This window comes from Candidatus Beckwithbacteria bacterium (assembly GCA_026397255.1).
Lineage (GTDB): Bacteria > Patescibacteriota > Microgenomatia > UBA1400 > CG1-02-47-37 > JAPLVF01.
Genome location: JAPLVF010000013.1, coordinates 203,702 through 217,159, shown reverse-complemented (window position 1 = coordinate 217,159; position 13,458 = coordinate 203,702). Strand labels below are relative to the sequence as shown.

Below are 13,458 nucleotides of genomic sequence, written 5' to 3'. Positions count from 1 at the left end.
TTCTTCTTTATTTTTCCTGACACTCTATTCTTGTTTCTCCGGTAAGCTTGCCGTCCACTCGAAGAAATATATCTGCCGTTTCTCCTAATTTATGGAAGATGATTAGCGCCCGTTTTTCAAATTCTAAACCCCTGTCTGTGACAACTGTTATTCCCGGGCTTACTGCTTTTGGCCTATCACGTTCAATCAAGCATAGCTCGCTAGTGTATTTGCCATCTGGACCCATGCCTTGTCTGATAAAGACTTCAGCTTTGCCACGACTGATAATTTGAGCTGTTTTTATTCCTTTGAGTCTTGGATCTTGATAAGGAGGAGTGAGGAAAATAAAAACTCCCTCTTCTTGTCTTTCTTCTGGGTGGCCGATGTCAGCTAAAAATTCGCCTTTTTGCGTTGGTTTCCAAATTCTACCTTTATTTTTAGCTATTTCTGCTGGTTGCCAAATTGGCTCTGGTACTGTTTCTCTTTCACTTCCCTGCCCAGCCGCTTGTTTTATAGAAACTTGAAAAGATATCATATTCTAATCTAAACAAATTTGTTAACAATCTTAACTTCTTTTACTGTTTGCTCTCCGATTTTAATCTGTAACTCCACTGCTTGTCCCGGTTTATCAAAAAGTATTTCTGCTCTTACGCTTGGATAGAAGGCTTGACCGGGAATTAAAATTATCCCGTCTTTTCTCATAATTGGTTCTTCTCTAGAGAGTAATTTTACGTCTCCGCAATAAACTTCTGCCAGGCCGCGACTGACAATCGCTATTCCTTTACTTCCCCTCTCCTGTTGTTCTTGTGAACTAAGAAAGACAACAAAAACTCTTTCTCTAAAATCGGTGTCCTTCGGAGGTTTTAAGAACTCTTGTGGTTTAGTTGGCTCCCAAAGCGTTTCTTCGTAATGTCCAAAGCGAGCCGTTGGTTGTTCTTGCCACGAAGAGTGGCTTTCCCGTTCCTGGCCACTAGTTGGGGTTCTTACTGAAACTGTAAAACCATGCCATTGATCTGTCATAAAAAATCTCTGCTTCGGGCAGAGATATAAAAGATTGTATTCTCTTCTCGACAAATGTCAAGATTGGATACATATAAGGTACGGTACCTTACATTGGTGAGAGCTTGCTTTTTTCAGAATGAGCGAGTAATATTCAGGCCAATATGTCAGAAAAACCGAAACTAACTCTTAGTGATCAACAAGTAGCCATAGGAGTCGCCAATCCGGAACAAGCTAAAAAGCCCACCCCCATTCTTTTTGAAAATGTGACAATGCAAAGAGCTCAAGGGGAATCAATGATCGGTGTAAATATTAGATTTGCTGGAGACGGAGATGGTTTTTTTGTGCAAACTCCAGACGGAAACATGGCCGCCATTATTAAACGAGAAACAATGGACGTAATATTAAGCGGCAAACCAGTAGTAATTAATATTTAATTTTTAGCCTTCAAGGACTATCCTTGTAGGGGGATTATTTCTTCTTTTTATGCTGGTTGAATAAAAAATGTATTCAACTCTAGAGAAATTACGCAAAAAACATTGTTGTTTAACCTCAAAACCCACTTTTTCTTGAGGGAAAAATAAACTGATATAGTTTGTAGTAGAAATTGGTAGTTGACGGTACTATCCTTGGGGGGATAATGTTTTTTGGCACTGTAGGTAGTGTTATTGCTAAATCTGGCAAAACCAGAAAATCTACGTTCTTTAAAAAGTGAATTTAATGCGGGGCAGCAGACCAACGTTGCCCAATCCTTTTTACGGTTAAGGCCGGTCTTGGACTTACGGTCAACCTTTTTGTTAATTAAAGGCCGTAAGAAAGGATATTATGGTGGTGATAATAAAAATCGCCCCGGTAATAGTGTTTTACCAAGGGCGAAGATTTATTCTTCATCCGCTAGGATTTTATATCCCAGCATGATGTTGATTGGCCGCATCTTTGAAAATTGCTGCCCCGCACAAAGTTCATTATTATGTGACAGTAAAGGTATTGTCAAGTCCTCAACTCGACAACCCCCCTTTTTTCTTATATAATTCCCTTACTAATAAATTTACCAAGTTTTCTTGAAAGCTAATCGCTTTGAGAAGAAGCGATTTTTTATGACTTTAACGCAAACCGATACCGCCAATAAGCGCCATGTGCCTTTGGATAAAATCCGCAACATCGGCATTATTGCCCATATTGATGCCGGCAAAACCACCACCACCGAACGGATTCTGTTTTATACCGGCCGGACTTACAAGCTCGGCGACATTGATGAAGGTACTACCCAAATGGACTGGATGGCCCAGGAGCGCGAGCGCGGCATCACCATTGTTTCTGCTGCTACCACTGCTTTTTGGACCCCCATTCTTCCCGGCGCTATCCCTCAGGAAGAATACCGCATCAACATTATTGATACTCCTGGCCACGTCGACTTTACCGCCGAAGTCGAAAGGTCTTTACGCGTCCTTGATGGCGGCATTACGGTTTTGGATGCCGAAGAAGGTGTCCAAAGTCAGTCCGAAACCGTCTGGCATCAGGCCGACAAATATAAAGTCCCGCGTCTTTGCTTTGTTAATAAAATGGATAAACTGGGTGCGGATTTTCAGGCTACGGTGCAGGACATCCGCGATCGTTTAGGCGCCAACCCCGTCATCATGGCTTTGCCGATCGGCGCCGAAAACACCTTTAAAGGCATTTGTTTGCTTTTGGACCAAAAAGCCTTGATTTGGAAAGGCGACGAAACCGGCGCCAAATATGATATTGTCGATATCCCGGCGGACATGAAAACTGAAGTTAAAAAATACCGGACTAAATTAATTGAGCAGATTTCCGAACACGACGACAAACTTTTAGAAAAATTCTTAAACGCGGAAGAACCAACCATGGTCGAGTTAAAAGCCGCTTTAAGAAAAGCGGTTATTGCTTATAAATTAGTCCCGGTTTTTTGCGGCTCTTCTTTAAGAAATAAAGGCGTTCAGTCGCTTTTGGATGCCGTGGTTGAGTATTTGCCCAGCCCGGTTGATCTTAGGCAAGTTAAAGGCACTAATCCTAAAACCAAAGTCGAAGAAATCCGTGCTTGTAACAGCGAAGCGCCTTTCTGCGGCCTGGCTTTTAAGATTCAATCTGATCCGCACGTCGGCCGTTTAACTTATGTCCGGATTTATTCAGGCACTTTAAAATCAGGTAGTTATGTCTATAACTCTACCAAAGATAAAAAAGAGCGCATCGGCCGTCTGTTATTAATGCATGCCAATGACCGGGAGGAAATCCCCGAAGCCTTTTCCGGCGAAATTGTCGCCCTGGTTGGTTTAAAAGATACCACCACCGGCAATACTTTAACTGATGATGCTCACCCGATTGTTCTTGAAGGCATTACCTTTACCGATCCGGTTATTTCCCTGGCGATCGAACCTAAAACCAAAGCCGATCAGGAAAAAATGGGCTTTGCCTTAAACCGCCTTGGCGAAGAAGATCCGACTTTTACCATTAAATCCGACCCCGAAACCGGCCAGACGATTATTTCCGGCATGGGCGAACTGCATCTGGACATTTTAGTGGACCGGATGAAGCGGGAATTTCATGTCGAAGCCAATACCGGCCAGCCGCAAGTTGCCTACAAAGAGACCATCAAAAAAGCCGCCCAGGCTGAAGGTAAATATATTAAGCAAACCGGCGGCCACGGCCAGTACGGTCACTGTTTGCTACGGGTTGAGCCCAAAGCCCGTGGGGAAGGTTTTGAGTTTGTTTCCGAAATTACCGGCGGTTCCATTCCCCGCGAGTTTATCCCCCCGATTGGTAAAGGTGCTAAAGAAGCGGCCGAAAATGGCGTGATTGCCGGCTTTCCTTTAGTCGACGTTAAAGTGGCCGTTTATGACGGTTCTTATCACGACGTTGACTCCTCGGAAATTGCCTTCAAAATTGCCGGCTCCATGGCTTTTCAGTCAGCCGTCAAACAAGCTGATCCGGTTCTTTTAGAGCCGATTATGAAGCTCGAAGTCTCTTCACCGGAAGAATTCATGGGCGAGGTCATTGGCGATTTATCTAAAAAACGCGCTCGGATTTTGGGGACTGCCAAACGCGGTCGGGTCTTAATTATTAACGCCGAAGTTCCCTTGGCGGAAATGCCCCAATACGCGACAATTTTACGCTCCATGACTCAAGGCCGGGCCAGTTTTTACATGGAGCCCAGCCACTATGAAGAAGTCCCGAATAATATTGCTCAAAAAATTATTGCCAAAGCCAAACCCGGCTCGGCCGAAACAGGAGATGAAAAATCTTCCAAAAGACGTTAAAATATGAAACTAGCTATCTATTTATCTAATTATCTAATTTAGGAGGCTTTATGGCAGTTTACAAACGCACGAAACCGCACTTAAACGTGGGCACTATTGGTCATGTCGATCATGGTAAAACCACGCTTTCAGCGGCCATTACTCAATATTTAGCCAAGAAAAACCTGGCTCAGGCCATGAAATTCGAGGACATCGATAAATCCCCGGAGGAACGTGAGCGCGGCATTACGATTTCCATTACTCATTTGGAGTACGAAACTGAAAAACGCCACTATGCTCACATTGACTGTCCGGGTCACAAAGACTACATCAAGAACATGATCACCGGTGCCGCCCAGATGGATGGCGCGATTTTAGTGGTGGCCGCTACTGATGGTCCAATGCCTCAGACCCGCGAGCACATTCTTTTGGCCCGGCAGGTTAACGTGCCGGCCATCGTGGTTTTCTTAAACAAATGTGATGCGGTTGATGATAAAGAAATGATTGATTTGGTGGAAGAGGAAATTCGTGAACTCTTAACCAAGTACGAATTTCCCGGTAAAGAAATCCCAGTTATCCGCGGCTCAGCTTTAAAAGCTTTGCAGGGTGACCCGGAGGCTGAGAAGCCTATCGAAGCTTTATTGAAAGCTTTGGATGAATACATTCCCGAGCCGAAACGGGCGACCGACCAGCCTTTCTTAATGGCAGTTGAGGATGTTTTCTCGATTAAAGGCCGCGGCACGGTCGCTACCGGTCGGATTGACCGGGGTAAAATTAAAGTTGGCGAGGAAATTGAAATCGTCGGCCTTAAAGAAACTAAAAAATCCGTTGTTACCGGTGTCGAGATGTTTAGAAAACAGCTTGATGAGGGTTTAGCCGGAGACAATGTCGGAATTTTGCTGCGCGGCATTGAAAAAGACCAGGTTGAACGGGGACAGGTTTTAGCCAAGCCCGGTTCAGCTAAGGCCCACACCGAATTTGAGGCTCAGGTTTATATCTTGAGTAAAGAAGAAGGTGGTCGCCATACGCCTTTCTTTTCCGGTTATAAACCCCAGTTTTATATCCGTACGACCGATGTTACCGGTGACGTGACTTTGCAAAAAGGCGTCGAGATGGTCATGCCTGGCGACGATGCCAAGATGAACGTCAAGTTAATTCAGCCGGTAGCCTTAGAAGAAGGTTTAAGGTTTGCTATCCGCGAGGGTGGTTTAACTGTCGGTGCCGGAGTTATTACTAAAATTCTGGCTTAAAAACCAGTATTTACTCTTAAAAAAAATCTGGTAAGATGAGCCTTCGGGCTCATCTTGCTATTTAAATATTATGCCAAAAGGACGCATACGTATCAGATTAAAATCATATGATCATCGGATCATCGATGAATGCTGCCAAAAAATTCTGGATACGGCTCTTTCCACCGGAGCTAAAGTTATTGGACCGGTGCCTCTACCCACCAGAAGGAAACTCATTTGTGTCAACTCCAGCCCTTTTACCGATAAAAACGCCCGGGAGCACTTTCAACTTTTAACCCATAAACGCCTCATTGACATTATCGATTCTACCGACAAAACCATTGACAGCTTAATGCATCTGGAATTGCCTGCCGGAGTGGGAATTGAAGTGAGGATGTAAATCATATGATTAGTGACTTTTTTGTTACCAAACTGGAAACCTCTCAAGTCTTTGACGAAAAAGGTAATTTAAGCGTGGTGACTAAACTTCAGGCCCTGCCTTTAACTGTCGTCCAGGTAAAAACCGTCGCCAAAGACGGTTACTGGGCGATTCTCTGTCAACTGCCAAAAACCGCCCATAAATTCTGGCGCCGCGAAATCCGTCTGACTGAAGAACCCCAGCTTAAAATTAACGATCAAATCAAACTGGCTGATGTCTTAAAGCCCGGCGAACTAATTAAAGTCAGCGGGATTTCTAAAGGTAAGGGTTTTGCCGGTGTGGTTAAGCGCCATCATTTTAAAGGCGTTGGCGGCCAAACCCATGGCCAATCTGACCGTCAACGGGCTCCCGGCTCAATCGGCATGAGAACTACACCCGGTCGGGTTTGGAAAGGTCATCGTATGGCCGGTCACATGGGCGACGAAACCGTTAGTGTCAGAAACTTAACCGTGATTAGTTTTGATACCACCACCAATCTTTTAGTCGTCAGCGGCACTGTTCCCGGCGCCCGTCACTCATTAATTAAATTAAGTAAAGCCCATGTTAAAAATTGACGTTTATTCTACCAGTGGCACAAAATTAACACCTTTAACAGTGAGCGAGAAAATTTTCGGGGCCAAAATTAACCAAAACTTAATGGCCCAAGCTGTTCGGGTTTACCTTGCCAATCAAAGATTGGCTAATGCTCAGACCAAACGCCGCGGTGACGTTGACGTTACCAAGGCTAAAGTGTGGCGCCAAAAAGGCACCGGCCGTGCCCGTCACGGCAGCCGCAATGCCCCGATTTTTGTCGGCGGCGGCAAGGCCCATGGTCCGACCGGCACTCAAAATTACACCCTTAAATTTCCTCAAAAAATGAAACAGTTAAGCTTATTCAGCGCCCTGACAACCAAATTCAAAAATAAAGAAATTTTAGTTGTTGACGGTTTAGATAAAGTTAAAGCCAAAACCAAGGCGTTTGATAAAATTTTTCACGCCCTTATTAAATCCCCCAAGAAATTATTATTGCTGTTAGATAAAACTAACCAGACGATTAAAAGAGGCTCCGCTAACCTGGAATATTTAACCTTGTCTTTAGCCACCTCTCTCAACACCTATCAAGCGCTTAATAGCCGCCATTTAATTTTTACCAAAGAAGCCCTTAAGGCTTTGGAAAAGCACTATGTTGCTTAAACCGGTAATTTCCGAAAAATCTATGCGTTTGGCCCAATCTGGCCAATTTACTTTTGGAGTCTCAAAAGAGACGACCAAAACCCAGGTTAGGGAATTAGTAGAGAAGGCTTTTAATGTTAATGTCCTTAAAGTCAGGATGTTAACTAATGCTGCTAAAAGCCACCGGACCGGTAAAAGAGGTTTTTCTGTTACCCTGGCCGCCAAGCATAAGACGGTTGTTACTTTAAAACCGGGCCAAATGATTGAATACTTTGCTGTGCCTGAAGAGAAAAAGGCAAAGAAAGTTAAGAAAGAGAAGAAGCAATGATCAAACACCATAAGGCAATCACTTCCAGCCGCCGCCACCGGACCGATTTGGATTTATCTTATTTATCCAAAGTCCGGCCGCCAAAAACCCTGATCAGGACCTTAACCTATCATGCCGGCCGGAATAATACCGGAAAATTAACCGTCCGCCATCAAGGCGGTCAAAACCGTCATCTTTATCGGGTCATCGATTTTAAGCGCGATAAGCGGGATATTCCTGCCCAGGTGGTCACTTTGGAATTTGACCCCAACCGCTCCGCCCACATTGCCCTTTTAGTTTATGCCGATGGCGAGAAAAGATATATTTTAGCCCCCCAGGGACTAAAAATTGGCCACGAAGTGATTGCCGGTCCGGCCGCTCCGGTCAGACCCGGTAATGCCCTGCCCTTAACCAACATTCCGGTTGGCAGCTTGGTTCATAATTTGGAGCTTACCCCCCATAAAGGCGGCCAGTTAGTTCGCTCTGCCGGCAATGCCGCGGTTTTGCAGAGTAAAGACAAACAAGCGATTATTAAACTGCCTTCCGGTGAAGTCCGGCAAATTTCCCTGAGCTGTTATGCTACAATAGGCGAAGTTTCTAACCCGGAGTTAAAAAACATTAAGCTGGGCAAAGCCGGCCGGAAGCGTCATTTAGGGATTAAACCGACTGTCCGGGGGATTGCCCAGCATCCTAATTCCCATCCTCATGGCGGCGGCGAAGGTCGATCCGGCATTGGCCGGCCTTCCCCGGTTTCTCCTTGGGGTAAAAAGACCTTGGGTAAAAAAACTCGCAGCCGCCGGCGCTATTCTAAAAAATTTATTATTAAAGACAGGCGGATAAAATAATATGCGCAGCTCAAAAAAAGGACCATTTGTTGATGAGCGGCTTTTGCAGAAAATAAACAAGCAGAAAGAGGTGGGTAAAAAAACACCCATCAAAACCTGGTCCAGAAAAAGTCAGATTCCGCCGGAGTTTGTCGGGGTGACTTTTCAGGTCCATAACGGCCGCAAATTTATTGATGTTTTTGTCAATGAATCTATGGTCGGCCATCGCTTAGGGGAATTTTCTCCTACCCGGACCTTTAGGGGTCACGGCAAGATGGTTAAACGCTTATTAACCAAAACCTAAAAATATGCAAATTAAAGCCTCCAGCAAATTTATCCGTATTAATCCCAGAAAAGCTCGTTTGGTTGCCGACTTAATTCGGCCGATGCCGATTGCCGAAGCCTTGCTGACATTAAAACATTTGCCGCAGAAAGCCGCCACCCCGGTGCTTAAGGTTTTACAGCAGGCGGTGGCCAATGCCGTTAATAATCATCATTTAGCCAAAGATAGTTTGACAATTCAATTAATTGAAGTGAACGCCGGACCGGTTTATAAACGGTCACAGCCGATTTCCCGGGGCCGCGCCCACCCGATAAAAAAACGCACCAGTCACATTAAAATTATTCTGGAGAGTCAGCCACAGGCTGATAAACATGGGTCAAAAAGTTAATCCATTAGGTTTTCGTCTCGGTAAACTTTATGGTTGGGTTTCCAACTGGTTTGCCGAAGGCGAAACCTACCACCAGTTTCTTTTAGAGGACATTAAACTGCGACGGTTTTTATTTGAAAAACTTAGACTGGCCGGGATTACCGACGTTAAAATTGACCGGTCAATTAACACGATCAAAATTACTCTTTCTGTTGCCCGGCCGGGAGTCGTGATTGGCCGCGGCGGCGCTGGCCTGGAAGAACTAAAGAAAGCCATTATTGGGAAGTTAAAGCTGGATCTTAAATCCGGAAAAAGCCTGCCTGCCGGCAGGCAGGCTCCGAAATTTGAGCTTAACGTGGTTGAAGTTAAAAATCCGGACTTATCTGCCCGATTAACCGGTTTGCGAATTGCCGAACAGCTTAATAAACGTTATCCTCATCGTCGAGCCGTGGCTCAGGCAATTGAAAAAACCATGAGCAGTGGCGCCAAGGGGATTAAAATTCTCTTATCTGGCCGTATCAATGGCGCCGAAATTTCCCGTCGGGAAAAATTCAGCCAGGGGAGTATTCCCTTGAGTACTTTAAGAAGCGACATTGATTATTTCGAACAGCCGGCTTTTACTAAATATGGTTATGTCGGCATTAAAGTCTGGATTTATAAAGGAGAGGGGGAAATAAATTAACCATATGCTTCAGCCTAAACGCCAAAAATACCGTAAACAATTTCGCGGCCGAATGCGCGGCTTAAGCCAAGCCGGGGCCAAGATAGAATTTGGTGAATTTGGCCTTAAGGCGATGACCTGTGGTTGGCTGACTTCCCGGCAAATTGAAGCCGCCCGGAAGGCCATTACCCATGAAACTAAGCGCGGCGGCCGTTTATGGATTCGCATTTTTCCTGATAAAAGTTACACTCACAAGGGTCCGGGCGTCCGCATGGGCGGTGGTAAAGGTGAAATTGAAGGCTATGTTTGTGTTATTCGTCCCGGCCGGATTCTCTTTGAATTAGCCGGTGTCGATGAACCAACTGCCCGGGAATCTTTCCGTTTGGCTACTCAAAAATTGCCCTTAAAAACTAAATTTGTTGCTAAACTATGACCAAAAAAGATCAAACCGAACCATCAAAAAATTTAAGTCAGCTGCAAATAGACCTGGCCAAGCTTAGGCTGGACTTAAAAGCCAATAAATTAAAAGACACCAGTCAAATAAAAAAAATTAAAAAGCAAATTGCTAGATTAAAAACAAATCTATGAAACAAATTACCGGTTCAGTTGTCAGTACGAAAATGCTTAAAACTGTCGTCATAGAAGTAGTGCGCCGTTGGACGCATCCCCTATATGCTAAAACGATTACCCGGCGGAAAAAATATTTAGCTCACAATGAACTTCCCCTAAAATTGGGCGACAAAGTCATAATTCATGAATGCCGACCTTTAAGTAAAAGAAAAAAATGGAAAGTAATTAAAAAAATATGATTCAATTAAGAACCGTTCTTAAAGTGGCTGATAATTCCGGGGCCAAATCGCTCCGGGTCTTTCTGGTTCACGGCGGTTTTAAGCGTAAAACCGGCTACTTAGGTGATTTGGTCACAGCTTCGGTCATTGAAGCCAGCCCTACTTCGGCGGTTAAAAAAGGCGAAGTGGTTAAAGCCGTGGTCGTCCGGGTGGCCAAAGAACAGCGCCGTCAGGACGGTTCTTATATTCGTTTTGACGACAATGCCGCGGTTATTTTAGACAATGTTAAGACCAAAGAGCCTAAGGCCAGCCGTATTTTTGGCCCCATTGCCCGTGAAGTTAAAAATTTAGGCTACAGTAAAATTGCCTCTTTGGCTCCGGAGGTATTATGAAATTTAAAGTCGGCGATACTGTTAAAATTACCCTCGGCAAAGACCGGGGGAAAACTGGTAAAATTGAAAAAGTTTTACTTAAAAGTAATGCCGTTACCGTCACTGGCCTTAATCTATATAAAAAACACCTTAAGGCCCGGGGTGAAGGTAAGGCTGGTTCAATGGTTGATTTAGCCCGGCCTTTAAATCTGGCTAAAATTAGCCTGATCTGTCCTAAATGCCATAGCGTCACCCGAATTGGTTTTGAGGGAGCGGCGAAGAAAAAGTTAAGAATTTGTAAAAAATGTGGGAAACCCATTGACTAAATATGAACCGTTTACAGGAAAAATATTTTAAAACCGTTTTACCTGCCTTAAAGCAAGAACTAAAGCTTAAGCATGACCTGGCTGCTCCCCGCCTACTCAAGATAGTTTTAAATGTTGGTATTAAAGAAGGCGCCGGCGACAAAAGTGTGGCGAAAAAAGTTCAGGACTATTTTAGTTTAATTGCCGGCCAAAAAGCGCTGATTACTAAGGCCCGGGCCGCCGAAGCCGCCTTTAAGATCAGACAAGGTGATCCGATTGGCGTCATGGCCACCTTAAGAGGGGAAAGAATGTACGCTTTCTTAGATAAACTAATTAGCGTCGTTTTGCCGCAGATACAGGGCTTTCAGGGGATTTCCCGCACTGCTTTTGATGGTCATGGTAATTATTCACTGGGCTTTAAAGAACAGATTATTTTTCGCGAAGTCAATTATGATACAATCGACCAGACTCGCGGCTTACAGATAACCATTGTTACCACTGCCGCTGATAATCAAAAAGCCTTAAAGTTACTAGAATTACTCGGCCTGCCATTTACCAAGGAAAAATCAGCCAAGGGTTGACAAGTATGGCCAAAGTTAAATTTTTTGCCAAACAAGCTAAACCACCGAAGTTTTCCACCCGGTTTCGCAACCGCTGCAAATTGTGCGGCCGGCCGCGGGCTTATCTTAGGCATTTTGGCTTGTGTCGTTTATGTTTTCGTAAACTGGCTCATAAAGCTGAATTACCCGGAGTTACCAAAGCCAGCTGGTAAAAATATTTATTTATGACTGATCCGATTGCCGATTTACTAACCAGAATTAAAAACGCTTATTTGGCCAAACACCAAAGCTTAATTGTGCCTCATTCCCGGCTAAAAGAGGCGCTGGTTAAAATTTTAATTAACAATCATTATCTTAAGGGGTTAAAAATTGAAGGCAAAAGACCGTTTTTAAATCTGAACATCGATCTCAAATATATTAATCGCCAGCCGGCCCTGACCAATGTCCGCCGGATTTCCCGGCCCGGAGTTCGGCACTACGCCGATGTGGCTAAACTTGACCGTTTAATTAAAGGCCGGGGAGTGACTCTTTTGTCCACTTCCAAAGGGATTATGACCGTGGCTGAGGCCAGAAAATTATCAGTCGGTGGCGAAATTATTTGTAAAATTTCTTAAATTATGAGTAGAATCGGCAACCAACCAGTTACTATCCCTCAAGGAGTTACCGCCACTATTGCGGCCGGTCGGATCGTCGTTAAATCCGCTACCGCCGAACTGTCTCAAGCGATTCCCGCCGGCATTAAAGTCGAAATTAAAGACAATCAGGTTATTTGTAGTCCTATTTCTAAAACCACTGACGTTAGTGCCTTACATGGTTTAATCAGAAGCATTATTGCCAACATGGTTTTAGGCGTCACTGTCGGTTTTACTAAAACTTTGGAAATTCAGGGTACCGGTTATCGGGTTAAACCGTTAGCGGAGGGGATTGAACTGTCTTTAGGATTTTCCCATCCGATCATTTATCATCAGCCGGCCGGGATTAAACTGGAAATTAAAGAAAATAAATTTATCGTTGTTTCTGGCCCGGACAAGTATTTAGTTGGTCAAGTTGCCGCCAACATCAAAAAATTCCGCCACCCCGATGTTTATAAGGGGAAAGGCATTCGTTACCAAGGAGAAGTTATTAAATTAAAACCTGGCAAAGCCGCCAAAGCTGCGGTCACAACCTAAAAACATTATGATTAAACGTTATTCCAACCAGAAAATGGGCCGGATAGTTCGGGTTCGTTCCAAGACCAAAGGGACTGCTTTAAGGCCAAGATTAACGGTTTTTCGTTCCTTAAAACATCTTTACGCCCAAATTATTGATGATGATAAAGGCGTCACTTTGGCGGCCGCTTCCGGTTCGGACCCTGATTCTATTGGTGCCACCTTGGCCAAAACCGCTCTGGCCAAAAAAATTAAAGCCGTTGTTTTTGACCGCGGGCCCTACCAATATCACGGCCGGATTAAAGCCCTGGCCGAAGCAGCCAGAAAGGCAGGTTTAAATTTTTAATATGCCTAGATACGAAGAAAAAAAAGAATTTGAAGAGAAAATCATTCAAATTAACCGCGTTTCCAAAAAAACTAAAGGCGGCAATCAGATTGGTTTTTCTATTTTAATGGTTGTTGGGGATAAAAAAGGCCGCGTCGGTGTCGGTTTAGGCAAGGCTCCGGATGTTTTATCCGGTATTAAAAAAGCCGTCCGCCGCGCCAAGAAAAACCTTTTTAAAGTTAATATGAAAGGCACCACTATTCCTTACGATATCCGGGTTAAATTTGGGGCCGCCGAAATTCTCTTAAAACCCGCCCCACCCGGGAGTGGGGTCATTGCCGGTGGTGCTGTTCGGGCGGTGATGGAAGCCGCCGGCATCACTAATGTTTCCAGCAAGGTTTTGGGTACAAAAAACCAGGCGACCAATGTTTATTGTACAATTAAAGCATTAAAGCTATTGCAATAAT

Annotated in this window: 24 protein-coding genes; 22 read left to right on the top strand and 2 right to left on the bottom strand. The window is 44.4% G+C overall.

Annotated features, from left to right (window positions below; genetic code table 11):
* Positions 1–7: 7 nt before the first annotated feature.
* A complete protein-coding gene (locus tag NTZ93_03680) occupies positions 8–514 on the bottom strand; it encodes a hypothetical protein (protein MCX6816940.1) in 507 nt (168 codons plus the stop codon).
* An 8-nt stretch (positions 515–522) separates the two neighbouring features.
* Complete coding sequence (locus tag NTZ93_03675) at positions 523–999, bottom strand: hypothetical protein (protein ID MCX6816939.1); 477 nt, start codon at positions 997–999, stop codon at positions 523–525.
* 143 nt (positions 1,000–1,142) lie between these two features.
* On the opposite strand from NTZ93_03675, the gene NTZ93_03670 reads away from it, so the two are divergent.
* The 22 genes from NTZ93_03670 to rpsE all read left to right on the top strand — a co-directional run bounded on the left by NTZ93_03670 (position 1,143) and on the right by rpsE (position 13,457).
* Positions 1,143–1,415 carry a hypothetical protein gene (locus NTZ93_03670; GenBank protein MCX6816938.1) on the top strand — a complete coding sequence of 91 codons (273 nt, stop codon included), beginning with the start codon at positions 1,143–1,145 and terminating at the stop codon, positions 1,413–1,415.
* A gap of 660 nt (positions 1,416–2,075) precedes the next feature.
* Positions 2,076–4,253: an elongation factor G gene (fusA, locus tag NTZ93_03665; protein ID MCX6816937.1), complete on the top strand. Its 2,178-nt coding sequence runs from the start codon at positions 2,076–2,078 to the stop codon at positions 4,251–4,253.
* A gap of 50 nt (positions 4,254–4,303) precedes the next feature.
* Positions 4,304–5,482 (top strand): elongation factor Tu, encoded by a 1,179-nt coding sequence (gene tuf / locus NTZ93_03660; protein MCX6816936.1) that lies wholly within the window; start codon positions 4,304–4,306, stop codon positions 5,480–5,482.
* Positions 5,483–5,552: 70 nt separating this feature from the next.
* Complete coding sequence (gene rpsJ, locus NTZ93_03655; GenBank protein ID MCX6816935.1) at positions 5,553–5,861, top strand: 30S ribosomal protein S10; 309 nt, start codon at positions 5,553–5,555, stop codon at positions 5,859–5,861.
* Between the two features lie 5 nt (positions 5,862–5,866).
* Positions 5,867–6,454 carry a 50S ribosomal protein L3 gene (rplC, locus tag NTZ93_03650; protein ID MCX6816934.1) on the top strand — a complete coding sequence of 196 codons (588 nt, stop codon included), beginning with the start codon at positions 5,867–5,869 and terminating at the stop codon, positions 6,452–6,454.
* On the top strand, positions 6,441–7,073 hold the full coding sequence (gene rplD / locus NTZ93_03645; GenBank protein MCX6816933.1) for a 50S ribosomal protein L4: 633 nt from the start codon (positions 6,441–6,443) through the stop codon (positions 7,071–7,073). The genes rplC and rplD overlap by 14 nt, the downstream gene beginning before the upstream one ends.
* Entirely contained in the window at positions 7,063–7,380 is a 318-nt protein-coding gene (rplW, locus tag NTZ93_03640) for a 50S ribosomal protein L23 (protein MCX6816932.1), read from the top strand. The genes rplD and rplW overlap by 11 nt, the downstream gene beginning before the upstream one ends.
* Entirely contained in the window at positions 7,377–8,204 is an 828-nt protein-coding gene (gene rplB, locus NTZ93_03635) for a 50S ribosomal protein L2 (protein ID MCX6816931.1), read from the top strand. Before rplW ends, rplB begins: the two co-directional genes overlap by 4 nt.
* 1 nt (position 8,205) lies before the next feature.
* The gene (gene rpsS, locus NTZ93_03630) at positions 8,206–8,487 is read left to right on the top strand and encodes a 30S ribosomal protein S19 (protein MCX6816930.1); all 282 of its coding nucleotides are present in this window, start codon (positions 8,206–8,208) and stop codon (positions 8,485–8,487) included.
* A 4-nt stretch (positions 8,488–8,491) separates the two neighbouring features.
* Positions 8,492–8,854, top strand: a complete 363-nt coding sequence (gene rplV, locus NTZ93_03625) for a 50S ribosomal protein L22 (GenBank protein MCX6816929.1) — start codon at positions 8,492–8,494, stop codon at positions 8,852–8,854.
* Complete coding sequence (gene rpsC, locus NTZ93_03620) at positions 8,838–9,515, top strand: 30S ribosomal protein S3 (protein MCX6816928.1); 678 nt, start codon at positions 8,838–8,840, stop codon at positions 9,513–9,515. The genes rplV and rpsC overlap by 17 nt, the downstream gene beginning before the upstream one ends.
* Before the next feature lie 4 nt (positions 9,516–9,519).
* On the top strand, positions 9,520–9,927 hold the full coding sequence (rplP, locus tag NTZ93_03615) for a 50S ribosomal protein L16 (protein ID MCX6816927.1): 408 nt from the start codon (positions 9,520–9,522) through the stop codon (positions 9,925–9,927).
* Positions 9,924–10,082: a 50S ribosomal protein L29 gene (gene rpmC, locus NTZ93_03610; GenBank protein ID MCX6816926.1), complete on the top strand. Its 159-nt coding sequence runs from the start codon at positions 9,924–9,926 to the stop codon at positions 10,080–10,082. Before rplP ends, rpmC begins: the two co-directional genes overlap by 4 nt.
* On the top strand, positions 10,079–10,303 hold the full coding sequence (rpsQ, locus tag NTZ93_03605; GenBank protein MCX6816925.1) for a 30S ribosomal protein S17: 225 nt from the start codon (positions 10,079–10,081) through the stop codon (positions 10,301–10,303). Before rpmC ends, rpsQ begins: the two co-directional genes overlap by 4 nt.
* A complete protein-coding gene (gene rplN, locus NTZ93_03600) occupies positions 10,300–10,674 on the top strand; it encodes a 50S ribosomal protein L14 (GenBank protein MCX6816924.1) in 375 nt (124 codons plus the stop codon). The genes rpsQ and rplN overlap by 4 nt, the downstream gene beginning before the upstream one ends.
* Positions 10,671–10,979: a 50S ribosomal protein L24 gene (gene rplX / locus NTZ93_03595; protein MCX6816923.1), complete on the top strand. Its 309-nt coding sequence runs from the start codon at positions 10,671–10,673 to the stop codon at positions 10,977–10,979. Before rplN ends, rplX begins: the two co-directional genes overlap by 4 nt.
* Before the next feature lie 2 nt (positions 10,980–10,981).
* Complete coding sequence (rplE, locus tag NTZ93_03590) at positions 10,982–11,539, top strand: 50S ribosomal protein L5 (protein MCX6816922.1); 558 nt, start codon at positions 10,982–10,984, stop codon at positions 11,537–11,539.
* Between the two features lie 5 nt (positions 11,540–11,544).
* Positions 11,545–11,730 carry a type Z 30S ribosomal protein S14 gene (locus NTZ93_03585; GenBank protein ID MCX6816921.1) on the top strand — a complete coding sequence of 62 codons (186 nt, stop codon included), beginning with the start codon at positions 11,545–11,547 and terminating at the stop codon, positions 11,728–11,730.
* 12 nt (positions 11,731–11,742) lie between these two features.
* Positions 11,743–12,132: a 30S ribosomal protein S8 gene (gene rpsH, locus NTZ93_03580; GenBank protein ID MCX6816920.1), complete on the top strand. Its 390-nt coding sequence runs from the start codon at positions 11,743–11,745 to the stop codon at positions 12,130–12,132.
* A gap of 3 nt (positions 12,133–12,135) precedes the next feature.
* Positions 12,136–12,687, top strand: a complete 552-nt coding sequence (rplF, locus tag NTZ93_03575) for a 50S ribosomal protein L6 (GenBank protein ID MCX6816919.1) — start codon at positions 12,136–12,138, stop codon at positions 12,685–12,687.
* A 7-nt stretch (positions 12,688–12,694) separates the two neighbouring features.
* Entirely contained in the window at positions 12,695–13,012 is a 318-nt protein-coding gene (rplR, locus tag NTZ93_03570) for a 50S ribosomal protein L18 (GenBank protein ID MCX6816918.1), read from the top strand.
* Position 13,013: 1 nt separating this feature from the next.
* On the top strand, positions 13,014–13,457 hold the full coding sequence (gene rpsE, locus NTZ93_03565; protein MCX6816917.1) for a 30S ribosomal protein S5: 444 nt from the start codon (positions 13,014–13,016) through the stop codon (positions 13,455–13,457).
* The last annotated feature ends 1 nt before the right edge of the window (position 13,458 follow it).